A 21967-nucleotide genomic window follows, 5' to 3' on the forward strand; every position below is an offset into this window, starting at 1 on the left:
GCATCCACCGGCCCCGAAGCGGAGAGCGAGCCCAGATGACGGCGACGACCGCCGAGAACGCGAAGAACCCCCACCCGGAAGGCCCCGGCCCCGCCCCGGCCGGAGGCCACCCGCAGCGCTGGCTCATCCTCGGTGTCATCTGCCTCGCCCAGTTGACCGTGCTGCTCGACAACACCGTCCTGAACGTCGCGATCCCCTCGCTCACCACGGAGCTGCACGCGTCGACGTCCGACATCCAGTGGGTGATCAGCGCCTACTCGCTCGTGCAGTCGGGCCTGCTGCTCACCGCGGGCTCCACCGCCGACCGCTACGGCCGCAAGAAGATGCTCGCGGCCGGACTCGTGCTCTTCGGCGTCGGTTCGCTGGTCGCCGGACTCGCCGACTCCACCGGGCAGTTGATCGCCGCGCGGGCGGGGATGGGCGTCGGCGGCGCGCTCCTGATGACGACCACCCTCGCCGTCGTCGTGCAGATCTTCGACGACGCGGAGCGGGTCAAGGCGATCGGGCTGTGGGCGACCGTGAACTCGCTCGGGTTCGCCGTCGGCCCGCTGCTCGGCGGTGTGATGCTCGACCACTTCTGGTGGGGCGCGATCTTCCTGATCAACATCCCCGTCGCCGTGATCGGGCTCGTCGCCGTCCTGGCCCTCGTGCCCGAGTCCAAGAACCCGCGGGGTGAGCGGCCCGACCTGCTCGGCGCGCTGCTGTCCACGATCGGCATGACCGGCATCGTCTACGCGATCATCACCGGGCCCGGCGACGGCTGGACGGCCGGGCCGACGCTCGCCTCGGCCGCGATCGGCGTCGCCTTCCTCGCCGCGTTCGTGACGTGGGAGCTGCGCATCCCGTACCCGATGCTGGACATGCACTTCTTCCGCAACCAGAAGTTCACGGGCGCGGTCGCCGGGGCGATCCTCGTCGCGTTCGGCATGGGCGGCTCGCTCTTCCTGCTCACTCAGCACCTCCAATTCGTCCTGGGATACGGGCCGTTGGAGGCGGGCCTGCGCACCGCGCCGCTCGCCCTGACCGTCGTCGCGCTCAACCTCACCGGGGTCGGCGCGCGCCTCCTGCCGAAGCTCGGCACGCCCCTGACCATCGCGTCCGGCATGACGTGCCTGGCGGCCGGGCTCGCCGCGATCGCGCTGCTCGGCGGCGACAGCTACGGCGGCCTGCTCACCGGCCTGATCGTGATGGGCGCGGGCATCGCCCTGGCCATGCCCGCCATGGCCAACGCCATCATGAGCGCGATCCCGCCGGAGAAGGCGGGCGTCGGCGCGGGCGTGAACGGCACCCTCGCCGAGTTCGGCAACGGGCTCGGCGTCGCCGTCCTCGGCGCCGTCCTGAACGCGCGGTTCGCGGCGCTCGTATCCGTCTCCGCGGCCTCGCTGCCCGCGGCGCTCGCGGCGGCGTCGTCCGATACGGAGAAGGCCCGTATCGCCGACGCCTTCTCCTCGGGTCTGGAGACCAGTCAGCTCGTCGGGGCCGTCGCCGTCCTCGTCGGCGGACTCCTCGCAGCGGCGTTGCTGCGGCGGGCCGAGAGGGCAGACTCAGCGATGGTGGCTTCCGCATAGCATCGGTGCGGGGACGGAGGCGGACGGACGGATTCCGCGAGGGGTCCGGCCGGGCTCCCGTCCCCGCCCGCGAACGAGCAACTCCTGGGAAGGTGCGCCATGGCGAAGGCAGCGCGGATGAGCGTCTGGCTCGAGGGCTCCGGGGCGAAGCCGTCCCGCAGCCGCCGCAGCGAGCAGCCGAGCGGCCTGGACCGGGAGCGGATCACCGACGCCACCGTGAAGCTCCTCGACGCCGAGGGCCTCGCGAAGTTCTCCATGCGCCGCCTCGCGGGCGAGCTCGGCGTCACCGCGATGTCCGTCTACTGGTACGTCGACACCAAGGACGACCTGCTCGAACTCGCCCTGGACCGGGTCTTCGGCGAACTCGACATCCCCGACACGGACGACACGGACGGGCCCGACTGGCGCGACCAGCTGCGCGAACTGGCCGCCACCTACCGGGCGTTGATCGTCCGCCACCCGTGGATCTCGCCGCTGATCGGCAACTACCTCAACGTGGGCCCGCGCTCGCTGCTCTTCTCGCGCGCGGTGCAGCGCGTCATCGGCCGCACGGGCCTGTCGATGGCCCGGCAGCGCGGCGCGATCGCGTCCGTCTTCCAGTTCGTGTACGGGTACGGCACCGTCGAGGGCCACTTCCGGCAGCGGTGCGCCGAGGTCGGCATGACGCAGGACGAGTACTTCCACGAGGCGATGGCCGCGTTCAGCGTGCCGCCGGAGATGGCCGACGACTTCAAGCACGCCGAGCACATGATGGAGGCGGTGGAGGGCGGCGGCACGGTGGACCAGATGCGCGACCTGGACTTCCAGGTCGCGCTCGATCTGCTCGTGGCGGGCATCGAAGCCCTGGTGGCCCGGGAAGCCGCCTAAGCCAGTCGCGCGGGGAACCCGCCCGTGGCGATCGGCCCCCACTTCTCCGGCGTGACGCGGATGATCGACTTCCCCTGCTTGACCATCGCCTCGCGGTACTCGTCCCAGTCCGGGTGCTCGCCCGAGATGTTGCGGAAGTACTCGACGAGCGGTTCGACCGAGTCGGGGGAGTCGATGACCTCGGCCGTGCCGTCGATCTGCACCCACGGCCCGTTCCAGTCGTCGCTCAGGACGAGGACGCTGACGCGCGGGTTCCGCTTGGCGTTGCGGGTCTTGGCGCGCTCCGGGTAGGTGGAGACGACGATCCGCCCGGCGTCGTCGACCCCGCAGGTCAGCGGTGAGGCCTGCGGGGTGCCGTCGGCGCGGGCGGTGATCAGGAGGGCGCGGTGTCGAGGGCGTACGAAGTCGAGCAACTCGTCCAGAGAGACACGGGTGTTGGTCGCGATGTTCGGAGCCATGCGCCCAGCCTAATCATGCAGAGGGCAGCGAATCGCCCTGCACCGCCTGGATGTCGAGCTCGACCTTGAGCGTCGCGCCGATCGCCGCGATGCCGGCCTGCACGACCTGGTTGTAGTTCATGGCGAAGTCCTCGCGCTTGAGCTCGGCCGTCGCCTTGAACGCCGCGCGCGTGCCGCCCCACGGGTCGGCGCCGGTGCCCAGGTAGCTCAGGTCCAGGTCGACCTGGCGGGCGACGCCGTGCATGGTGAGCTCGCCGTGCACGGTCCAGCGGTCGGGCCCGGCCGGGCTGAGGCCGGTCGACCGGTAGGTGATCTCCGGGTACGTCTCGACGTCCAGGAAGTCCGGCGACTTCAGGTGGCCGTCACGCATGCCGTTGCCGGTGTCGATGGAGGCCGCCTTGATGACCGCCTCCACCCGCGACTTCTCGACGTCCTGCGCGATGTCGATCCGCGCGGAGAAGTCCGTGAACCGCCCGTGCACCGACGTGATCCCCAGGTGCTGCGCGGTCGCCGCGACCGCGGAGTGCGCCGGGTCGACCGTCCACGGACCGGGCGGCGGCAGCTCGGCGCCGCCCTGCCGGGCGAGCACCACGGTGCCGACCTCGGCCCGGCCCGTCGCCGTCACCAGCGCGGTGGAGGCGGCGGGGGCGTACCCGACCGCGGTCACGATCACGGTGTACGGGCCCGGGGTGAGGGCCGACGCGTCGTGCACGGCCCCCTCGTCGTCGGCCTCGGCGCGCAGCACCTGCGCGCCCGTCATGTCGGTCACCGTGACGACGGCGTGCGGCAGAGCCCACCCGTCCCGCGTACGGATCCGCGCACTCAGTCCCATCAGTCACATCTCCTAGCTCAAGTTCTCACACACGTAAGGGAATCGAGTGTTCCCGCTACGTGAACGGGCCCCGGCCCGTGGCGTCTCGGCCGTCCCCTGCCGATCACGACGCCTCCGGGTCCGGGGCCCCTTTCCCACAACCGGACCGCGGCGGCTCCCGTCTCCGCTCGAAGCGGGAGCCGCGTCGTACACGTGGTCCGGGGTCTCGACTACTCGCCCGGGTGGGCGAGTTCGATGTCGTGGCCGTCGACGCCGCTGCCCTGCACGCTGAGGTGCGTGGCCACCGGCGGGTAGCCGGTCGCGATGACGGTGTAGTCGCCGCCGTCCAGGTCGGTGAAGGCGTACGCGCCGTCCTCACCGGTGGTGGAGGTCGCGACCACGTTGCCCGCGGCGTCGATCAGCGTGACCCGCGCGTCGTTCAGGCTCTTGCCGGCGGCGCGCACGGTGCCCTGCACCTGCGAGCCCGAGTTCAGCTCGATCTCGACGCGGGTGACACCCGTGCCGCCGACCTCGACGGGCAGCGCGAGCGGCCGGTGACCGGCGGCGTTGACGGCCACCGTGACCTGACCGGGCACCAGCTCGGCGAAGGTGAACTCGCCCTCCTCGCCGGAGAGCCCGGTGGCGAGCACGTCACCGCGCACGTCCGTCACGATGACCATGGCACCGGCGACCGGGTCCTTGGTCTCGGCGGCCTTCACGACACCGCTGAGCCCGCTCGTCCCGCTGAGCAGGATGTCGTACGTGATCGGGTCCTCGCCGACGACCACCGTGGAGGCCTGCGGCTGGTAGCCGTCCGCCGAGGCGATCAGCACGTACGAACCGGCGCCGGGAGCGTCGATCGCGTACGAGCCGTCGCCCTGGGCGACCGCACGGCCCAGCTGCCGTCCCGCGAGGGAGATCAGCGTGACCGCGGCACGCGGCACGGGCGCGGACTCGGCGCCGCGGACGAAGCCGTGCACCGGGGTGCCGCCGCCGACGGCCTGCGCCGGGATGTCGGATCCGGCGACGGACGCGACCGCCGCGAGGCGCTGGGTCTGCTGGTCGGCGGCGGGCTCACCCGCACCCACCAGGCTCGGCACCTTCTCCGTGTCGACAGCGGGAGCGGCGGGAGCGGCGGCCTGCGGAGCGGCCTCCGGGGCCGGGGCGTCGCCGTTCGCGGCCTGCTCGAGAGCACCGGCGGTACGCAGCGGAACCTCCTTGATGAAGAGCGTGACGATCAGCGCGAGGAACGCGATCGGGGCGACGTACAGGAAGATGTCGCCGATGCCGTGCCCGTACGCGCTCTCCAGCCATGTGCGGACCGGGGCGGGCAGGGCGTCCATGACGGGCAGCGAGCCGCCGCCCGCGGCCTTGGCGGCAGCCGCCTGCGACTGCGGGTCCAGCGTGCCGATCGTGTCCTTGGCGTAGTGCGAGATCCGGGTCGTCATGACCGAGCCGAGCGCCGAGACGCCGACCGCGCCACCGAGGGAGCGGAAGAAGGTCACGACGGACGAGGCGGAACCGAGGTCCTTCGGCGCGACCTGGTTCTGCGTGGACAGCACGAGGTTCTGCATCATCATGCCGACGCCGAGACCCATCAGCGCCATGAAGATCGCGAGGCGCCAGTACGGGGTGTCGTACCGCATGGTGCCCAGCAGACCCAGACCGGCGGTCAGGAAGACACCGCCCGCGACCAGCCAGGCCTTCCACTTGCCGGTCTTGGTGATGACCTGGCCGGAGACCGTGGAGGAGACGAACAGACCGGCGATCATCGGGATCGTCATGACACCCGACATCGTCGGCGTCTTGTCCCGCGCCAGCTGGAAGTACTGGGAGAAGTACACCGTGCCCGCGAACATCGCGACACCGACGAACAGCGAGGCGATCGAGGCGAGCGTGATGGTGCGGTTCTTGAAGAGGCGCAGCGGGATGATCGGCTCGCTGGCCTTGGACTCGACGAACAGGAAGATCAGCGCGAGGACGACGGCACCGCCGACCATGGCGCCGGTCTGCCACGACATCCAGTCGTACTTGTCGTCGGCGAAGGTCACCCAGATCAGGAGCAGGCAGACCGCGGCGGTGATGAAGAAGGCGCCGGCCCAGTCGACCTTCACCTTCCGCTTGACCACCGGCAGGTGCAGCGTCTTCTGGAGCACGAGCAGCGCGATGAGCGCGAACGGCACACCGACGAAGAGGCAGTAGCGCCAGCCCAGCCAGTCGGTGTCGGTGATCACGCCGCCGAGCAGCGGGCCGCCGACGGTGGCGACGGCGAACGTCGCGCCGAGGTAGCCGGAGTAACGGCCGCGCTCACGCGGGGAGATCATCGCGGCCATGATGATCTGCGCCAGCGCGGACAGACCGCCGGCGCCGATGCCCTGGACGGCACGGGCGGAGATCAGCATCGCGGGGTTCTGCGCGAACCCGGCGATCACCGATCCGGCCACGTACACGACGAGGGCTATCTGGACCAGGGCCTTCTTGCTGAACAGGTCGGCCATCTTGCCCCACAGGGGCGTGGTGGCCGTCATGGCGAGCAGCGAGGCGGTGACGACCCAGGTGTAGGCCGACTGTCCGCCGCCGAGGTCACCGATGATCTTCGGCAGGGCGTTGGAGACGATCGTCGACGAGATGATGGCGGCGAACATGCCGAGCAGCAGCCCGGACAGCGCCTCCATGATCTGCCGGTGCGTCATCGGCGCGCCGGAGTCGTGGGCGCCGCCTGAATGCTTGGCATGGCTGCCCCGCACACCGGCCGGTGTGGATGTTGCCATGGGATTCCTTTTCCTCTTACGTCTGTTGCGGCTTGAAGCAGGTGTGCGTACGTGCGTACGGCTCAAGCGGGGGTACGGGTGGCGGTGGCCCGGCAGTCGCCGAAGCTGTCGCGCAGTCTGGTCATGAGAGCGATCAGCTCGTTGACCTCGTCGTCCGACCAGTCGCTCAGCCGGTCGGCCAGCAGCTGGGTGGTCAGCTCGTTGAGCAGGTCCAGCTGCCGGAGACCCTCGTCGGTGAGGGTCAGGATGCGTGAGCGCTTGTCGGCGGGGTCGGCGTTCCGCTCGATCCAGCCGCGGTCCGCGACGTGGGCGACGTGCCGGCTGGCCACCGACATGTCGACGGCGAGCAGCTCCGCGAGCTTGCCCATCCGCATGTCGCCGTACCGCTTGAGAAGGGTCAGTACCGCGGCCGATCCGGCCGGGCAGTCGTGCGGCAGGATCCGCGCCATGTCCCTTTTGACGGCACCGAAGGCGCTGAGCTGCCGTGCCAACTCGTCGTAATGACGCTGTGCGGCCACAGCACCTCCTGACGTGAACCTTATTTGTTGCTTAGGGCAACCATAGAATCAGTTGGTTGCCGCAGGCAAACTAAAAGGGGCGTTCAACCCTAAAATCACGGCAAAGGCAAGGTGCAATGCGGTAAAGCCGCAGCTCAAGGGGGTGATGTGCAGGCTGTGGCGCCTGTGCCGGGGATTCGCTAGGGTCCTGGGCCATGGCACACAACCCCCAGGGCCCGGGCCCCGAAGGCAACTACGACCCCGCGGGCAGCACCCAGATGTTCCGCGCCTTCGTCGACGAGGGCGGCACCCCCACTCCGCGCGCGCAGGCGGCCCCGGTGAAGTCCGGCCCCGGCGCCGGCCTGATCATCGGCATCGTCGTCGCGATCGCCGTCATCGCCGCGGTGGCGTGGCTGGCCCTCAAGTAGGCGCCAGTCAGGCGTACTTCACTTCCACTGCACGTCGACGTCCCGCGTCTCGACGTGCATGCCGAGCGGTACGCGCCAGGAGTCGACGCACACGGTCCACGTCTTCTCCTTCTTCTCCCCGGCCCCGATGGGGACGGGAAGCTGCTGGGTGGACACGACGGTCGCCCAGTCGACGCCCAGCGCGCCGATGACATGCGTCCGGAACGTGACGGTGCCCGAACGCACGGCGGTGCCACCGGAGTTGACCAGCTTCAGGGTCACGTCCTGGCACCACCGCTGATCGGTGCCCTTCAGGACGGGCTCGCCGACTTTGAGGGCGGCGGGCCCGGCCGGGGCCGAACTCCCGCCGGTACCGGGCGACTTGCCCGCGGTTCCGCCGCCGCTCTCCCGCGCCGCTGCCGTCGAGGACGCCGCACCGGGCCCGTCCGCCGCCGGTGACGAGGACGACGTGTCCGACGGCCTGTCCGACGACGCATCCGGCGACGATGACGACGCATCCGTACCGGCATCCGTGGACGCGTCCGGCGCCGCCCCGGACCCCGACGAGGAACCGCCGCCCCCGGAGCCCCGCCCCGCGCCGGCCGGGTCCAGCGGTACGAGCCTCACCTTGCCGGTCGGAGCGACCCCGCTCCCGGGCTTCGACGGGGCGCCGCCGGCCGCACCGACGGCGACGTAGCTCTCCCGCCCGTCACCCCCGTCGAGCGCGACCACACCGGCCGCACCGAGACAGACGGCCACCACCGAGGCACCGCCCACGACGGCCCCGCGACGCCCGCGCACCCACGTCCGTAGCATCGCGCCAGTGTGTCTGACGGTTCGTCAATTAGGAAGCCCGCGCGGTGGATCCACCACGCGGGCCCCAGGAGGCGTCAGTCGGCGTCAGTCGGCGATCAGGCCTTCGCGCAGCTGGGCGAGGGTGCGGGTCAGCAGCCGGGAGACGTGCATCTGGGAGATGCCGACCTCCTCGCCGATCTGCGACTGCGTCATGTTCGCGAAGAACCGCAGCATGATGATCCGGCGCTCGCGCGGCGGCAGCTTGGCGAGCAGCGGCTTGAGCGACTCGCGGTACTCGACGCCTTCGAGCGCGGTGTCCTCGTACCCGAGCCGGTCGGCGAGGGAGCCCTCGCCGCCGTCGTCCTCGGGGGCGGGGGAGTCCAGGGACGACGCCGTGTACGCGTTCCCCACCGCGAGGCCGTCGACGACGTCCTCCTCCGATACGCCGAGGACCGCGGCGAGCTCGGGGACGGTCGGGGAGCGGTCCAGCTTCTGCGCGAGCTCGTCGCTCGCCTTCGTCAGCGCGAGACGCAGCTCCTGAAGGCGCCGCGGCACCCGCACCGACCAGGACGTGTCCCGGAAGAACCGCTTGATCTCGCCGACGACGGTCGGCATCGCGAACGTCGGGAACTCGACCCCGCGCTCGCAGTCGAACCGGTCGATCGCCTTGATCAGGCCGATGGTGCCGACCTGGACGATGTCCTCCATCGGTTCGTTGCGGCTGCGGAAGCGGGCCGCCGCGTACCGCACCAGCGGCAGGTTCAGCTCGATGAGGGTGTCGCGCACATAGGCCCGCTCGGGGCTGTGCTCGTCGAGCGTGGCAAGGCGCAGGAACAGGGAGCGGGACAGGGTGCGGGTGTCGATGGACCCGGAGGTCCTCGCGGCCTCCGGGGCCTGGGCCGGAACAGGAACAGGCGTGTCGGGCGTGAGCGTGAGCACCTTCGAGCTGCCCTGGTCTGCGGACATGCCACCCCCTTGAGGTCGCGGACGGTCGCGGCGGGCGCTCCCGTCAGGTAGGAGCGCAGCCTCCACCTGAATACCGGACGTGGGGCTGCGCCAAACGCCGTTCCAGCAGAATGTCACATGTCGGCAACACGCTGTAGTGACATGTCGACATGGAAGGGGTGAAAACGCGCAGTTAACAGGGGGTGTGGCCGGAGTTGGCCGCGTTTCTGTCGGGAAATGGCCCCGTGTTCGGTCTACCCGATTCAGCTACGCGTCGATCCTGTTTGCGGATCGAAGTCGCGCGAAGCTGCGGGCGAGGAGCCTTGACACATGCATCTGTGAGACACCGAGTTCGGCGCTGATCTGGGACTGCGTCAGATTGCTGTAGTACCGAAGGAGCAGGATCCGCTGCTCCCGCTCGGGCAGCTGTACGAGCAGATGCCGTACGAGGTCGCGGTGTTCGACCCCGTCGAGCTCCGGGTCCTCGTAGCCGAGCCGGTCGAGCAGCCCCGGCATCCCGTCGCCCTCCTGCGCCGCCTCCAGGGAGGTCGCGTGGTACGAGCGGCCCGCCTCGATGCAGGCGAGCACCTCGTCCTCGCCGATGCGCAGCCGCTCGGCGATCTCGGCGGTCGTGGGGGAGCGCCCGAAGGCCGTGGTCAGGTCCTCGCTGGCGGCGTTCACCTGGACCCACAGCTCGTGCAGCCGGCGCGGCACGTGCACGGTGCGCACGTTGTCGCGGAAGTAGCGCTTGATCTCGCCGACGACGGTCGGCATCGCGAAGGTCGGGAACTGCACGCCGCGGTCCGGGTCGAACCGGTCGATGGCGTTGATCAGACCGATCGTGCCGACCTGGACGACGTCCTCCATCGGCTCGTTGCGGCTGCGGAAGCGGGCCGCCGCGTAGCGCACGAGCGGCAGGTTCGCCTCGATCAGGGCGCCGCGCACCCGGGAGTGCTCCGGGGTGCCCGGCAGCAGGTTCTTGAGCTGCCCGAAGAGCACCTGCGTGAGGGCCCGGGTGTCCGCACCCCGGGTCGACTTCGCGGGCGCGGCCTGGGGGGCCTGCGTGGTGGCTTCGGCCGACTGTGCGGCTTCGGGGACCTGGGGGGCCTGCGAGGCCTGGGGGGCCTGCGGGGCTTGAGGCGCAGTACTGGCCGGCACGGTCAACGCCACCTCTGTTTCCGTCAACTCTGATTCCGTCAACTCATCGGTCAAAAGCGGTCATAGCATCACAAGACATGTGCACTGTGTGCAAGCACCGTATAACTACGTGTTGAAGGGCAAGTTGGGGCAGAAGACGCAAAAAAGCCCCTCGCCGTTCCGTCCGGCGAAGGGCTGTTCGGTGGTGCTGCGGTGGTGCTGCGGTGGTGCTGTGCCGAGCGGTCGGCTCAGAACTCGTAGTCGGCGATCACCCACGTGGCGAACTCCCGCCACAGGGCGACGCCCGCCTGGTGCGCGGGGTGCTCGATGTACCGCTTCAGCGCATCGGTGTCCTCGACCGCCGAGTTGATCGCGAAGTCGTACGCGATGGGGCGGTCGGTGATGTTCCAGTCGCACTCCCAGAACGCCAGCTCCGGGATCTGCTCGCCCAGCGCGCGGAAGGCGGCGACGCCCTCGACGACGCGCGGTTCGTCGCGGCTCACACCGTCGTTGAGCTTGAAGAGGACCAGATGGCGGATCACGGCAGTGCTCTCCCTGGGGCTGCTGGGCTGTGTGCCTACTCGCCGCCGCCGTTGACGACCCAGGTCATGAAGTCGCCGATGGACTGCGCGGCGGTCGAGACGCCCTCGAACCCTATCTGCACGTAGTCGGCGGCCTTGGCGGGGTCGGTGATCACCACGTAGAGCACGAACACGATCCCGACGTAGAGCGCGATCTTCTTCGTCTGCACCACGTTCGGCCTCCCCGTGCCCCGTGTCCGCCCACGTCTGTTCCCCGTGTGGCCCCTGTTGCCGGGCGCGAGTCTATCCCGGACGGTCTCTCACCTGACCTTTAAGGACCAACGGCCCCCGGGTACAGGCCTTTTGCCGTGCAGAACCGTGGCGGACGAGGCGCAGGATTGGTGATGAGCCCGGAGGGTCTGGCAGGAATCCGAAGGGCAGGGACGAGACCCCGACTGCGGGGTTCGCGCCGCGGCTTCCCCCCAAGGAGCGGCGCGGGCTTACGGGAGTCCGTCCTCATCGGGGGAAGCGGCTTGTCCCCCCGATGCCGCTTCCCCCGTCCAAGTGGGAGATGAGCCCCGGCGCCTCTGGTCAGGCGCCGGGGCTCCTTGCGTACGCCGCTCCGCCGATGCCCGCGGACGCCCAACTGGCATGCAGAAAGCCCCTCTTCCTCGGGAGACCCGTGGAAGAGGGGCTTTGTCAGCGGTGGCGGAGGGATTTGAACCCTCGGTGAGTTTCCCCACACTCGCTTTCGAGGCGAGCTCCTTCGGCCGCTCGGACACGCCACCGAGAGGAACTCTAGCTCAAGGTGGGCCGTGGTCTGAAATCCGTATCTCTGAAGAAGCGGGTCAGGGGCTCCGCGCACTCCTCGGCGAGCACTCCGGAGATCACTTCGGGACGGTGGTTGAGCCGCCGGTCGCGGATCACGTCCCACAGGGACCCGGCCGCTCCGGCCTTGTCGTCACGGGCTCCGTAGACGACGCGGTCGAGCCGGGACTGGACGATGGCGCCCGCGCACATGGTGCACGGCTCAAGGGTCACGACGAGCGTGCAGCCGGTCAGCCGCCACTGGCCGGTCGCCTGCGCGGCCCGGCGGATCGCCAGGACCTCGGCGTGGGCGGTGGGGTCGCCGGTCAGCTCGCGTTCGTTGTGCGCGACGGCGAGCACGGTGGTCCCGTCCGGCGCCAGGACCACGGCGCCGACGGGCACGTCGCCGGCCTGCGCGGCGAGCCCGGCCTCGGCCAGGGCCCGCCGCACGGACGGCTTCCAGGGGTCCCGTACGAGATCGCGTACGGGACCGGGGGCGGGAGAGGGGTCGGGTTCGGGGGGTGTCACGGCCTGGAATCTATCCCTGAGGGCCCCGGGCGGTCAGCGCACCGTCTCGAGCACCTCCGCGGCACCCAGCGCGTCGGCGATCTCGCTCAGCGCGTCCACGTCGAGGGCGAGCAGCTCCTTCTCGGAGACGCCCAGGTCGACGAGGATCACGGTGTCGCCGAGCGGGCCCGAGGGGACCGTCTCGACGGCGGCGGTGTCGTCGTCCTCGTCGTCGGCCTGCGCCTCGGCCGAGTCCTCCGGTTCACCGTCCTCGGTGCCGTCCAGGTCCAGGGCGTCGAGGTCGTCGGCACCGTCCGGATCCTTGCCGAGCAGATCGGTGAGCAGGATCTCGCCGTAACTGCTGCGGACTGCTGCGGCGGCGTCCGAGACGTAGATGCGAGGGTCGTCCTCGCCGTCCACGCGGACGACGCCGAACCACGCGTCCTCCTGTTCGATGAAGATGAGGATCGTGTCGTCCTCGGCGCCGGCCTCGGCCGCCGCCTCGCGGGCCAGGTCGGACAGGTCCGACAGGGTCTCCACGTCGTCCAGCTCTGTGTCGCTCGCTTCCCACCCGTCTTCGGTGCGCGCGAGCAGTGCGGCGAAGTACACCGTGACTCTCCCACTGGTCTCAGGTGTGCCGGTTGGAGGTCCCCCCGGCGGAGTCTTGGAGGCGGGTGGTGCAGTTCAAGCCCCGCCCACTCGGAATCGTGGCAGAAAGTACGGCTTCAAGAGAGGTCTTCCGCGGGCTGTGTTGACGTCGCGTTGTCGCGGCGCGTGTCCGGTGTGAGGCGCGTCACCCGTACGTCATGGGTGTGTCACCAGCGAAACGTGCGCATCCGCATCTGCTGACGCATCCGTGCCGCCCGCGCGCGCCGCGGCTGGACCCGGGCGCGCAGCTCGCGGGCCTCGGTGAGTTCGCGCAGGAACAGGGCGCGGCGGCGCCTTCGTTCGGCGTCCGTCTCCGCTTCGGGCTCCGCGGAGTCCGGATCCCGGTCGGGCTGTGCTCGGCGCTGTTGGTCCGGCATGTGCCACACCACCACCCCAGGTCCCCTCGGCCGACAGGTTCTTTCCACTTTCCCTCCGCACGGGCCTTTGATGCCAGCGCGAGCGGGAGCCGGTGCGGTGGGGCCCGGTTACTGTTGAGGACATGCGGATCCACGTCGTCGACCACCCGCTGGTGGCGCACAAACTCACCACGCTGCGCGACAAGCGCACCGACTCCCCGACCTTCCGGCGTCTCGCCGACGAGCTGGTCACCCTGCTCGCCTACGAGGCGACCCGGGACGTGCGCACCGAGCAGGTCGACATCGAGACCCCCGTGACGGCGACGACCGGCGTGAAGCTGTCGTACCCGCGTCCGCTGGTGGTCCCGATCCTGCGCGCCGGCCTCGGCATGCTGGACGGCATGGTGCGGCTGCTGCCGACCGCCGAGGTGGGCTTCCTCGGCATGGTCCGCAACGAGGAGACGCTGGAGGCCTCCACGTACGCGACCCGCATGCCGGACGACCTCTCCGGCCGCCAGGTCTACGTCCTGGACCCGATGCTCGCCACGGGCGGCACGCTGGTCGCGGCGATCCAGGAGCTGATCAAGCGCGGTGCCGACGACGTCACGGCCGTGGTCCTGCTCGCCGCCCCCGAGGGCGTCGAGGTCATGGAGCGCGAGCTGGCGGGGACGCCGGTGACCGTGGTGACGGCGTCGGTGGACGAGCGGCTCAACGAGAGCGGGTACATCGTGCCGGGCCTCGGTGACGCGGGTGACCGGATGTATGGGGCTGCTGAGTAGCCCCGTAAGCGGGAGCGAGCTTTGAAAAGCCGCGGTCGCGTCTGCTCATGATCGAGCAGTCGCGGCCGCGGCTTTTCTGTGGCTGGTCGCGCAGTTCCCCGCGCCCCTGATTAGCAGCTCGGCGACTTCGACGGTGCGGGCTGGGGGTGGGTCAGGGCCGTGAGGGCCTTGTCGGCCTCGGCCTTCGGGGTCAGGTGCTTGAAGGCCGTGCCGAGGATCAGGTCGACCTCGGTGGGCTTGTCGCGGGTGTCCGCCTTGACCTCGGCGCCCGCCAGCTGCGTGCCGAGGACGGGCAGCGCCGCGTCCGTCGCCTTCGTCGCGCCGAGCAGTATCCCGGTGCCCTTGACCTTCTTGTCGTACGCCTTCGTCGCGTTGCCCACGTCACCGATCTTGAAGCCGCGCTTCTTCAGCTCGTCGGCGGTCTCCTTGGCCAGGCCGCTGCGGGGCGTGGCGTTGAAGACGTTCACCGTGATCTGGGCGGGCGCGGGGAGCTTCTTCGCGGGATCGCCGGTCCTGGCGGCGGAGGGCGACGCGCTCGGCTTCGTCGTGCAGTGCGCGGGGCCGGGGCCCGCCGCGCTGGCCTTGTCGCCGCCCGTGAAGACGTCGATGAGCTGGAGCGACCCCCAGCTGATCAGGCCGATCGCGGCGACGGACGCCACGATGGCGAGCACGATCCTGCTGCGCGGGCGACCTCGCCGCATACGGGGATATTTGTCCCCCGTGATGCGGTATTTGCCGCCCATGCCGGGGGGAGTGAGCATGCTCATGGGCGCAGCGTAGTGCCGCTCGGCGACGATGCCTATTAAATGATCACGGGCAGTCGCCCGTCCAACCCGAAAGGGCCAACGAGGGCCGCTGCGGACAGCGGTGGTGTCAGCCCAGTTCGAGGACGCGGGCGTGCAGCACCTGGCGCTGCTGGAGCGCGGCGCGGACGGCGCGGTGCAGTCCGTCCTCCAGGTACAGGTCGCCCTGCCACTTCACGACGTGCGCGAAGAGATCGCCGTAGAACGTCGAGTCCTCGGCGAGCAGGGTTTCCAGGTCCAGCTGGCCCTTGGTCGTCACCAGCTGATCGAGGCGGACCGGGCGCGGTGCGACGTCCGCCCACTGCCGGGTGCTTTCCCGGCCGTGGTCGGGGTACGGCCGGCCGTTTCCGATGCGCTTGAAGATCACACGGAAAGCCTACCGGGCAAGGCTCTCCGGGCGCAGCCATGAAGACGGAGTGCGACCCTGGGAAATAACGCCCTGAAGTGGGGCGTAATGGGAACACTCAAGCCGGGGACAGGGGCCTGAAATGAGTGACAGCGAGCCGATCGCGGGTGGGCCGGAGAGTGGAGCCTCCCCGTCCGGGGGAGCCCCGGGCGCCGGGTTGACGCCGGGGGCGCAGCGTCCGCGCGGCCGGTTCGTTCCCCCCACGGCTGCCCCGGGTGCCGGTGCCGGCACGGTCGCGGCCCCCGAGCCGCACCCCGAGACCGTGACCGGCGCCCCCGCGCTGCCCGCCGAGGCGCTGGAGATCGCCGCCGGGTACGCGTTCACGGGACCCGCGCTCGACCTCGGCGCCCTCCTGTGGGACGGGCAGTGCCATGCCGACGCGCAGGTCCGCATCCCGCTGCCGATGCTCAACCGGCACGGCCTCGTCGCGGGCGCCACCGGCACGGGCAAGACGAAGACGTTGCAGCTCATCGCCGAGCAGCTGTCCGCGCAGGGCGTGCCCGTGTTCCTGGCCGACATCAAGGGCGACGTGTCCGGCATCTCGGCGCCCGGTGAGGACGGCGAGAAGGTGCGCGAGCGCGCCGGGCAGGTCGGCCAGGAGTGGACGGCCACCGGGTTCCCCTGCGAGTTCTACGCGCTGGGCGCGGCCGGCGGCGGCATCCCGCTGCGGGCGACCATCACGAGTTTCGGCCCCGTTCTGCTCTCGAAGGTGCTCCAGCTCAACCAGACCCAGGAGCAGTCGCTCGGCCTGATCTTCCATTACGCGGACCAGAAGGGCCTGGAACTCGTCGATCTGAAGGACCTGCGGGCGGTCGTCACGTTCCTGACGTCCGACGAGGGCAAGCCGGAGCTGAAGGGGATCGGCGGTCTGTCGACGGTGACGGCCGGGGTGATCCTGCGCGCGCTCACCGCCTTCGAGGCGCAGGGCATGGGCGACTTCTTCGGGGAGCCGGAGTTCGACACGAGCGAGCTGCTGCGGGCGGCGCCCGACGGGCGCGGGCTCGTCTCCGTACTGGAGCTGCCGGCGGTGCAGGACAAGCCGCAGCTGTTCTCGACGTTCCTGATGTGGCTGCTGGCCGATCTGTTCCAGCGGCTGCCGGAGGTCGGCGACGTGGAGAAGCCGAAGCTGGTCTTCTTCTTCGACGAGGCGCACCTGCTGTTCAACGGGGCGTCGAAGGCGTTCCTGGAGGCCATCACGCAGACCGTGCGGCTGATCCGGTCGAAGGGCGTCGGCGTCTTCTTCGTGACGCAGACCCCGAAGGACGTGCCCGGCGACGTGCTCGCCCAGCTCGGCAACCGCGTCCAGCACGCGTTGCGCGCCTTCACGCCCGACGACCAGAAGGCGCTGAAGGCGACCGTGAAGACGTTCCCGAACTCGGCGTACGACCTGGAGGAGCTGCTCACCTCCCTCGGCACCGGTGAGGCCGTGATCACCGTCCTGAGCGAGAAGGGCGCGCCGACGCCGGTCGCGGCGACGCGGCTGCGGGCGCCCGAGTCGCTGATGGGCCCCGTGGAGGCGGGGGCGCTCGACGCGGCGGTGAAGGGGTCGCTCCTGTATCCGCGGTACGCCGATGCCGTGGACCGGGAGTCGGCGTACGAGAAGCTGACGGCTCAGGAGGCGGAGGTCGCGGCCCGCAAGCAGGCGGAGGCGGAGGCGGCGGAGGCCGCGAAGTCGGCGAAGGCGCGTCCCGCGCAGGACGCGTCCGTGGTGGACCAGGTCGTCGGGAGCGGCATCTTCAAGTCGCTGGCCCGGTCGGTCGGGACGCAGCTGGGCCGCGAGATCTCCCGCTCGATCTTCGGAACGCGTCGCCGGTGATCGGCTTCAGCAAATCAAGCCCTTTCCGGCGCTGGTTGAGCCAATCAAGCCCCTGCGGCGATTGAGCAGCGGGGTCCGGGGCGGAGCCCCGGGGCCTCAGCATCGTTGCCGGGTGCGACTGCGTCGTGGCTGGTCGCGCAGTTCCCCGCGCCCCTGAGGGGGCTGCCCCCCGGCCCGGGCCGGAGGGCAGCCCCCTGTGCCTTACTTCTCCGGCGGAGCTGACGTACGGGTCTTCGCCGGAGGCGCCGGCGGCTTGGTGGCGCGGGCGTCACGCGCCGCCTCCGCACGCAGAAGAGCCCGGAGCAGGGCATACGGGTCCTTGGGCATGGCTGAGCGTCCTTTCGCTGCTGAGGGGATGGATCCGGTCGATGCCGGAGGCCTCAGCAGCGCAGGACGACGGTGCGCAGGGCGCGATGGGACGGGCGTACGAGATCGTCGGTGGTGGCCGGGGCGAGCGGCGCCGGGGTCGGCGCGGGGGCGGCCGTGTGCGGGGTCGTGGGCAGCCTGGTGGGATGCCCGGTCGGCAGACGCAGGGCGGCCTCGGCGGTGTCCTGCTGGAGCTCGCCCGGTTCGCAGGAGGCCGCGGCCGGCGGCGGGGCGCTCGCGGCGGCGGGGGCGGCGGCGAGCGGCGCCAGGAGCAGCACCGCGACCGTCAGGAGCGCACGCGCCCACGCCAGGGCACGGGAGGCCCTGCGCGGGTGGGTGGACACGGCGGCGCTCATACGAGGTCATGTCCCCCGGACCCGCCCGTGACGTGATCTCCGCGCCGCCAGAACCGCCCTCTTGGGCTACGCGGTCATCATGGGGCTGACGTCTTGGCGGCCTTCGCCGCCTTGGCCGCCGCCTTCATCTCCTGCTTGTGCGCGCGGACCTTGGCGAGGGACTCGGGGCCGGTGATGTCCGCGACGGAGCGGAACGCCTTGGCCTCGCCGTACGGGCCCGCCGCCTCGCGCCAGCCCTTGGGGCGCACGCCGAGCTGCTTGCCGAGCAGGGCGAGGAAGATCTGGGCCTTCTGCTTGCCGAAGCCGGGCAGGTCGACGAGGCGCTGGAGCAGTTCCGTACCGCTGCCGACGCCTTCCCACACGGCCGCCGCGTCACCGTCGTAGTGCTCGACCAGGTACTGGCACAGCTGCTGGATGCGCTTGGCCATCGAGCCGGGGTAGCGGTGCACGGCCGGTTTCGCGGAGAGCAGGGCGGCGAACGCCTCGGGGTCGTGGGCGGCGATCTCGTGGGCGTCGAGGTCGTCGGCGCCCAGGCGTGTGGCGATCGTGCGGGGGCCCGCGAACGCCCACTCCATGGGCACCTGCTGGTCGAGGAGCATCCCGACGAGCGCGGCGAGCGGGCTGCGGCCGAGGAGTTCGTCGGCGGCGGGCTCCTGGGCGAGGTGGAGGGTGCGGTGCGAAGGGTCTGCGCTGCTCATACGTCGATGATGGCGCCGCCGCCCGGGGGCCGCGAGGGGGCTTAGGTTAGGCTCGCCTAAGAAACTGTGGATGTGGGGTGGGGAAGCCGTGACCGACGGTGGCGCGCCGGACTTCGAGCTGTTCCGGGACGAGTGGGGGATACCGCACCTGCGCGCGGGCGACGCGACCGCGCTCGCGTACGCGCAGGGGTACGTGACCGCCCTCGACCGGGCCTGGCAGCTGGAGGTCGAGCGGCACCGGATGCTCGGCACCAGCGCGGGCTTCCTGGGGGACGAGGCGGCCGGCTGGGACAGGTTCGCCCGGCAGGCGCGGCTCGCCGACACCGCGCGGCGGTGCTGTGCGGCGCTGGACGCGCCCACCCGGGAGTGGGTCGCGGCCTACGTGGACGGGGTGAACGCCGGACTGCCCCAAGGCGTCGCCCGCGCACCGGAGTTCGGGCGGGCCGGCCTCGACGGGCCGGGCCGCTGGGAGCCGTGGACGCCGCTCGGGGTGTGGCTGTCGACGCACGTGCTGTTCGCCGGGTTCCCGGGGAAGCTGTGGCGCGACGAGGTCGTACGGCGGCTCGGGCCCGAGGCCGTGGAGCTGTTCGCCACCGACGGGCCGGGGACCCTGGGCAGTAACGGCTGGCTGGTCGACGCGGACCGCAGCGCGAGCGGGGCCGCGCTGATCGCGGGCGACCCGCACCGGTTCATCGAGGACCCGGGGGTCTACCAGCAACTGCGGCTGGCCTGCCCGGAGTTCGACGTCGCCGGGCTCGCCGTGCCGGGCGTTCCCGGCATCGGGCACTTCGGGCACGCGGGCGGTGTCGCCTGGGCCATCACCAATGCCATGGCCGACTACCAGGACCTCTACCGGGAGCGGCTGCGGCGCACCACGCGTGGCGGCGTCGAGGCGTTCGGACCCGACGGCTGGTACGCCGCTCAGGTCCACGACGACGGCGGCGTCGAGGTGATCGAGACCGCGCGCGGTGTCGTCGTCATCGGCGGCCCCGACGAGGAGGGCGGCGAGGGCATCAGCCTGCGCCAGCCCGCCCGCGTCCACGAGGACGTGGGCTTCACCGCGATGCGCGCGCTCCTGGACGCCAGGACCGTCGCCGACGTCGACCGCGCCTTCGACGGCTGGGCCGAACCGGTCAACGTCGTCCTCGCCGCCGACACCGAAGGCGGCCTGCTGCACCGGGTCGCCGGCACCGTCCCCGTGCGCGACCCCGAGAACATGGTGCGGGTCGTGCCCGCGTGGGAGGAGCGGTACGCGTGGCGCGGCCGGCACGCGCCGATGCCCCGCGCCGACGTCGAGGGCGGGGCCGCCGTCATGGCCAACGAGCGCTCGCTCGCGGCGCCGCTCGGCACCGAGTTCGCGCCGCCGCACCGCGCCCGGCGCATCGCGGAACTGCTCGGCGAGCGAGCGGTCTGGGACGCCGAGGCCATGGCCGACATCCACACGGACACCGAACTGGCCTCGGCCAGGCCCCTGTTGAAGCTGATCGAGGCCCTCGACGGACTCACCGCAGAGGGAGCCGCCCTGCGCGAGTCGCTCCTGAACTGGGACCGGCGGATGGCCGCGGGCAGTGTCCGGGCCGCCGCGTACGCACGGGTGCGCTCCGCCGTCGTACGGCGCCTGTCCGCGCACCCGGCGCTGTCCCGGCTCACCGGACTCGGGGCCGCGTACCCCGAGATCTTCCGGCCCTGGCTGGCGCTGGTGCCGAGGGTGGCGTACGGCCTGGAGAATCTGCTGACGGCCGATCACATCCCATACGGGGAGCGCCTTTCGGCCGTGCGGGAGGCCGTGGAGGCCGTCGCCGTCCTGCCGGATGCCACCTGGGGCGAGCTGCACCGGCTCGCGCCCTGGCAGGCGCTGCACGACCCGGACGCCGAGTGGCCCGCGCTCGACGGCGATCACGACTGCGTGCTGTCCACGTCGAGCGTGCCCGGCATCACCGACCGGGCCGCGCGCGGGCCCGCCGCCCGTTACGTATGGGACCTGGCGCACCGCGGGAACAGCCGCTGGATCGTGCCGCTCGGCGCGTCCGGGGTGCCGGGATCCGCGCACCACCGGGACCAGCTGCCGCTGTGGCAGCGCGGCGAACTCGCCCCGCTCGTCACCGACTTCGACCGCCTGACCGAGGAGACCCCTGTGACCACCGACGTGTACCGCAAGAGCGTGGACGGCTTCGGCACCTTCCGCCTCACGCCCGTCGACCCGGACGGGGCCGACATCGACGTGCTGCACGGGTGGGTGAGCGAGGAGCGGGCCGCGTTCTGGGGGATGACGGGCATCGGGCGCGACGACGTGCGCGACATCTACGCGCACATGGCGACGCTCGACACGCACCACGCCTACCTCGTCCGCCTCGACGGCCGGCCGGTCGCGCTCTTCCAGACGTACGAGCCCGGGGCCGACCGGGTCAGCGAGTGCTACGAGGTGCGGGACGGCGACATCGGGGTGCACCTGCTCGTGGGCCCGGCCGAGGAGAACGGCGGGGTGCGCGGGTTCACCGGCGCGCTGGTCGACGTACTGACCGGGTACGCGCTCGACGGGCTCGGCCGCAAGCGGCTCGTGGCCGAACCGGACGCCCGTAACGCGAAGGCCATCGCGCTGTTCGCCCGCATCGGGTTCGAGCTCGCCGGGGAGATCGTGCTGCCGGAGGTCGACCTGCCGGAGGTGTTCCTGCCGGAGAAGCGGGCGCAACTCGCCTTCTACGTACGCTGATCCAGCCCTCTGCGTACGTTGCTCACGCCTTCTCCGTACGCTGATCACGCACGCGCGATGAGCAGCACCGACGCCGTCACGCCGACCGTCACGATGACACCCCGCATCGCGGTGGGAGGCAGCTTGCGGCCGAGGCGGGCGCCGAGCAGGCCTCCTGCCGTGGAGCCGGCCGCGATGAGTCCGGCGACCGCCCAGTCGACGTCGGCGACGGCGATGAAGACGACCGCGGCGACGCCGTTGACCAGGGACGCGAGGACGTTCTTGGCCGCGTTCAGGCGTTGCAGGTCGTCGCGGAGCACGGCGCCGAACATGCCCATGAGCAGCACGCCCTGGGCCGCCCCGAAGTAGCCGCCGTAGACGCCGGTGCCGAGCACGCCGAGCCACATGGGCACACCGCCGTCGGTACGGGAACCGCCGCCGGAGCGCTCCCGCATCCAGCGGTTGAGGCGCGGCTGGAGCAGCACGAGCACGCACGCCGTGAGGATCAGGACGGGCACGACGGCCCGGAACGCGGCGTCCGGCAGGTTCAGCAGGAGCAGCGCGCCCGCCAGACCGCCGAGCAGCGAGGCGGCACCGAACCGGATCAACCGCCGCCGCTGGCCCGCGAGTTCGCGCCGGTAGCCGTACGCGGCGCTGAGCACGCCCGGCACCAGGCCGACGTTGTTGGAGACGTTGGCGAGCACCGGCGGATAGCCGAAGGCGAGCAGTGTCGGGAACGTGATCAGGGTGCCGGAGCCGACGACCGCGTTCATGCCGCCGGCGGCGACTCCGGCGGCGCCAATGGCCACAGCCTCGACAACATCCACACGTAACCCCACTCACTCGACCTGGCCCTCTCAACGGGTCGGCACCCGCCCGGAGTTCGCGACCTCCGCAGCGGGTTGCCGCCCTGGGACGTCCCGTCAGAGATCGTGCTCCGGGCAGCCAACCCAAGTCAA

At 71.2% G+C, this 21967-nt stretch carries 24 protein-coding genes and 1 tRNA gene; 6 read left to right on the forward strand and 19 right to left on the reverse strand.

Annotated elements, in window-relative coordinates; translation table 11 throughout:
• The first annotated feature begins 35 nt into the window (after window positions 1–35).
• Together AB0L37_RS02535 and AB0L37_RS02540 are read left to right on the forward strand one after the other, a co-directional pair.
• Window positions 36–1568, forward strand: a complete 1533-nt coding sequence (locus AB0L37_RS02535) for an MFS transporter (RefSeq protein ID WP_365498880.1) — start codon at window positions 36–38, stop codon at window positions 1566–1568.
• Window positions 1569–1667: 99 nt separating this feature from the next.
• Window positions 1668–2435 carry a TetR/AcrR family transcriptional regulator gene (locus tag AB0L37_RS02540; protein ID WP_365498883.1) on the forward strand — a complete coding sequence of 256 codons (768 nt, stop codon included), beginning with the start codon at window positions 1668–1670 and terminating at the stop codon, window positions 2433–2435.
• Here AB0L37_RS02540 and AB0L37_RS02545 read toward each other — a convergent pair.
• From AB0L37_RS02545 to AB0L37_RS02560, 4 genes are all read right to left on the reverse strand, one after another.
• Window positions 2432–2893, reverse strand: a complete 462-nt coding sequence (locus AB0L37_RS02545) for a PPOX class F420-dependent oxidoreductase (RefSeq protein WP_365498886.1) — start codon at window positions 2891–2893, stop codon at window positions 2432–2434. The genes AB0L37_RS02540 and AB0L37_RS02545 overlap by 4 nt on opposite strands.
• A 13-nt stretch (window positions 2894–2906) precedes the next feature.
• Window positions 2907–3725 carry a YceI family protein gene (locus tag AB0L37_RS02550; protein ID WP_365498889.1) on the reverse strand — a complete coding sequence of 273 codons (819 nt, stop codon included), beginning with the start codon at window positions 3723–3725 and terminating at the stop codon, window positions 2907–2909.
• A 209-nt stretch (window positions 3726–3934) separates the two neighbouring features.
• A complete protein-coding gene (locus AB0L37_RS02555) occupies window positions 3935–6475 on the reverse strand; it encodes an MFS transporter (protein WP_365498892.1) in 2541 nt (846 codons plus the stop codon).
• Between the two features lie 62 nt (window positions 6476–6537).
• Window positions 6538–6993, reverse strand: a complete 456-nt coding sequence (locus AB0L37_RS02560) for a MarR family transcriptional regulator (RefSeq protein ID WP_365498895.1) — start codon at window positions 6991–6993, stop codon at window positions 6538–6540.
• Between the two features lie 194 nt (window positions 6994–7187).
• Here AB0L37_RS02560 and AB0L37_RS02565 point away from each other — a divergent pair, with 194 nt between their 5' ends.
• Complete coding sequence (locus AB0L37_RS02565; RefSeq protein ID WP_365498898.1) at window positions 7188–7400, forward strand: hypothetical protein; 213 nt, start codon at window positions 7188–7190, stop codon at window positions 7398–7400.
• An 18-nt stretch (window positions 7401–7418) separates the two neighbouring features.
• On the opposite strand, the gene AB0L37_RS02570 is transcribed toward AB0L37_RS02565, so the two are convergent.
• The 9 genes from AB0L37_RS02570 to AB0L37_RS02610 all read right to left on the reverse strand — a co-directional run bounded on the left by AB0L37_RS02570 (window position 7419) and on the right by AB0L37_RS02610 (window position 13116).
• Window positions 7419–8195, reverse strand: a complete 777-nt coding sequence (locus AB0L37_RS02570) for a hypothetical protein (RefSeq protein WP_365498901.1) — start codon at window positions 8193–8195, stop codon at window positions 7419–7421.
• Window positions 8196–8279: 84 nt separating this feature from the next.
• Entirely contained in the window at window positions 8280–9140 is an 861-nt protein-coding gene (locus tag AB0L37_RS02575) for an RNA polymerase sigma factor SigF (protein ID WP_365498904.1), read from the reverse strand.
• Window positions 9141–9386: 246 nt separating this feature from the next.
• Window positions 9387–10277, reverse strand: a complete 891-nt coding sequence (locus AB0L37_RS02580) for an RNA polymerase sigma factor SigF (protein WP_365498907.1) — start codon at window positions 10275–10277, stop codon at window positions 9387–9389.
• A 227-nt stretch (window positions 10278–10504) separates the two neighbouring features.
• Window positions 10505–10798 (reverse strand): Dabb family protein, encoded by a 294-nt coding sequence (locus AB0L37_RS02585; RefSeq protein ID WP_365498910.1) that lies wholly within the window; start codon window positions 10796–10798, stop codon window positions 10505–10507.
• Between the two features lie 35 nt (window positions 10799–10833).
• Window positions 10834–11010, reverse strand: coding sequence for a hypothetical protein (locus AB0L37_RS02590; protein ID WP_365498913.1), 177 nt, complete (start codon window positions 11008–11010; stop codon window positions 10834–10836).
• A gap of 470 nt (window positions 11011–11480) precedes the next feature.
• A tRNA-Ser gene (locus tag AB0L37_RS02595) sits at window positions 11481–11565 on the reverse strand.
• Between the two features lie 10 nt (window positions 11566–11575).
• The gene (tadA, locus tag AB0L37_RS02600) at window positions 11576–12112 is read right to left on the reverse strand and encodes a tRNA adenosine(34) deaminase TadA (RefSeq protein ID WP_365498916.1); all 537 of its coding nucleotides are present in this window, start codon (window positions 12110–12112) and stop codon (window positions 11576–11578) included.
• A 33-nt stretch (window positions 12113–12145) separates the two neighbouring features.
• Window positions 12146–12700, reverse strand: coding sequence for a hypothetical protein (locus tag AB0L37_RS02605; protein WP_365498919.1), 555 nt, complete (start codon window positions 12698–12700; stop codon window positions 12146–12148).
• A 206-nt stretch (window positions 12701–12906) separates the two neighbouring features.
• Window positions 12907–13116 (reverse strand): hypothetical protein, encoded by a 210-nt coding sequence (locus AB0L37_RS02610; protein ID WP_365498922.1) that lies wholly within the window; start codon window positions 13114–13116, stop codon window positions 12907–12909.
• Between the two features lie 122 nt (window positions 13117–13238).
• On the opposite strand from AB0L37_RS02610, the gene upp reads away from it, so the two are divergent.
• A complete protein-coding gene (upp, locus tag AB0L37_RS02615) occupies window positions 13239–13874 on the forward strand; it encodes a uracil phosphoribosyltransferase (protein ID WP_365498925.1) in 636 nt (211 codons plus the stop codon).
• Window positions 13875–13984: 110 nt separating this feature from the next.
• On the opposite strand, the gene AB0L37_RS02620 is transcribed toward upp, so the two are convergent.
• Window positions 13985–14617, reverse strand: a complete 633-nt coding sequence (locus AB0L37_RS02620; RefSeq protein ID WP_365499186.1) for a LytR C-terminal domain-containing protein — start codon at window positions 14615–14617, stop codon at window positions 13985–13987.
• Between the two features lie 130 nt (window positions 14618–14747).
• Window positions 14748–15044, reverse strand: a complete 297-nt coding sequence (locus AB0L37_RS02625) for a type II toxin-antitoxin system VapB family antitoxin (protein WP_003955420.1) — start codon at window positions 15042–15044, stop codon at window positions 14748–14750.
• A gap of 121 nt (window positions 15045–15165) precedes the next feature.
• Here AB0L37_RS02625 and AB0L37_RS02630 point away from each other — a divergent pair, with 121 nt between their 5' ends.
• Complete coding sequence (locus tag AB0L37_RS02630) at window positions 15166–16899, forward strand: helicase HerA-like domain-containing protein (protein ID WP_365498928.1); 1734 nt, start codon at window positions 15166–15168, stop codon at window positions 16897–16899.
• A 201-nt stretch (window positions 16900–17100) separates the two neighbouring features.
• Here the strand turns inward: AB0L37_RS02630 and AB0L37_RS02635 are convergent, their stop codons facing one another.
• The 3 genes from AB0L37_RS02635 to AB0L37_RS02645 all read right to left on the reverse strand — a co-directional run bounded on the left by AB0L37_RS02635 (window position 17101) and on the right by AB0L37_RS02645 (window position 18319).
• A complete protein-coding gene (locus AB0L37_RS02635; protein WP_365498931.1) occupies window positions 17101–17226 on the reverse strand; it encodes a hypothetical protein in 126 nt (41 codons plus the stop codon).
• Window positions 17227–17279: 53 nt separating this feature from the next.
• The gene (locus AB0L37_RS02640) at window positions 17280–17621 is read right to left on the reverse strand and encodes a hypothetical protein (RefSeq protein ID WP_365498933.1); all 342 of its coding nucleotides are present in this window, start codon (window positions 17619–17621) and stop codon (window positions 17280–17282) included.
• A gap of 77 nt (window positions 17622–17698) precedes the next feature.
• Window positions 17699–18319: an HhH-GPD-type base excision DNA repair protein gene (locus tag AB0L37_RS02645; protein ID WP_365498936.1), complete on the reverse strand. Its 621-nt coding sequence runs from the start codon at window positions 18317–18319 to the stop codon at window positions 17699–17701.
• An 88-nt stretch (window positions 18320–18407) separates the two neighbouring features.
• Here AB0L37_RS02645 and AB0L37_RS02650 point away from each other — a divergent pair, with 88 nt between their 5' ends.
• Entirely contained in the window at window positions 18408–21029 is a 2622-nt protein-coding gene (locus AB0L37_RS02650; protein ID WP_365498939.1) for a GNAT family N-acetyltransferase, read from the forward strand.
• A gap of 44 nt (window positions 21030–21073) precedes the next feature.
• Here AB0L37_RS02650 and AB0L37_RS02655 read toward each other — a convergent pair whose 3' ends face one another.
• Window positions 21074–21835 carry a sulfite exporter TauE/SafE family protein gene (locus tag AB0L37_RS02655; RefSeq protein WP_365498942.1) on the reverse strand — a complete coding sequence of 254 codons (762 nt, stop codon included), beginning with the start codon at window positions 21833–21835 and terminating at the stop codon, window positions 21074–21076.
• Window positions 21836–21967 lie beyond the last annotated feature (132 nt).

Origin of the sequence: Streptomyces sp. NPDC052225, from assembly GCF_040679615.1 — a bacterium.
Lineage (GTDB): Bacteria > Actinomycetota > Actinomycetes > Streptomycetales > Streptomycetaceae > Streptomyces.

What these genes read in the sequence shown, in the direction of transcription:
- AB0L37_RS02635 (WP_365498931.1), bottom strand. Translation starts at nt 17,226, where the DNA reads ATGCCCAAGGACCCGTATGCCCTGCTCCGGGCTCTTCTGCGTGCGGAG.
- upp (WP_365498925.1), top strand. Translation starts at nt 13,239, where the DNA reads ATGCGGATCCACGTCGTCGACCACCCGCTGGTGGCGCACAAACTCACC.
- AB0L37_RS02620 (WP_365499186.1), bottom strand. Translation starts at nt 14,617, where the DNA reads ATGGGCGGCAAATACCGCATCACGGGGGACAAATATCCCCGTATGCGG.
- AB0L37_RS02570 (WP_365498901.1), bottom strand. Translation starts at nt 8,195, where the DNA reads ATGCTACGGACGTGGGTGCGCGGGCGTCGCGGGGCCGTCGTGGGCGGT.
- AB0L37_RS02565 (WP_365498898.1), top strand. Translation starts at nt 7,188, where the DNA reads ATGGCACACAACCCCCAGGGCCCGGGCCCCGAAGGCAACTACGACCCC.
- AB0L37_RS02645 (WP_365498936.1), bottom strand. Translation starts at nt 18,319, where the DNA reads ATGAGCAGCGCAGACCCTTCGCACCGCACCCTCCACCTCGCCCAGGAG.
- AB0L37_RS02575 (WP_365498904.1), bottom strand. Translation starts at nt 9,140, where the DNA reads ATGTCCGCAGACCAGGGCAGCTCGAAGGTGCTCACGCTCACGCCCGAC.
- AB0L37_RS02545 (WP_365498886.1), bottom strand. Translation starts at nt 2,893, where the DNA reads ATGGCTCCGAACATCGCGACCAACACCCGTGTCTCTCTGGACGAGTTG.
- AB0L37_RS02555 (WP_365498892.1), bottom strand. Translation starts at nt 6,475, where the DNA reads ATGGCAACATCCACACCGGCCGGTGTGCGGGGCAGCCATGCCAAGCAT.
- AB0L37_RS02630 (WP_365498928.1), top strand. Translation starts at nt 15,166, where the DNA reads ATGAGTGACAGCGAGCCGATCGCGGGTGGGCCGGAGAGTGGAGCCTCC.
- AB0L37_RS02610 (WP_365498922.1), bottom strand. Translation starts at nt 13,116, where the DNA reads ATGCCGGACCAACAGCGCCGAGCACAGCCCGACCGGGATCCGGACTCC.
- AB0L37_RS02540 (WP_365498883.1), top strand. Translation starts at nt 1,668, where the DNA reads ATGGCGAAGGCAGCGCGGATGAGCGTCTGGCTCGAGGGCTCCGGGGCG.
- AB0L37_RS02535 (WP_365498880.1), top strand. Translation starts at nt 36, where the DNA reads ATGACGGCGACGACCGCCGAGAACGCGAAGAACCCCCACCCGGAAGGC.
- AB0L37_RS02640 (WP_365498933.1), bottom strand. Translation starts at nt 17,621, where the DNA reads ATGAGCGCCGCCGTGTCCACCCACCCGCGCAGGGCCTCCCGTGCCCTG.
- AB0L37_RS02550 (WP_365498889.1), bottom strand. Translation starts at nt 3,725, where the DNA reads ATGGGACTGAGTGCGCGGATCCGTACGCGGGACGGGTGGGCTCTGCCG.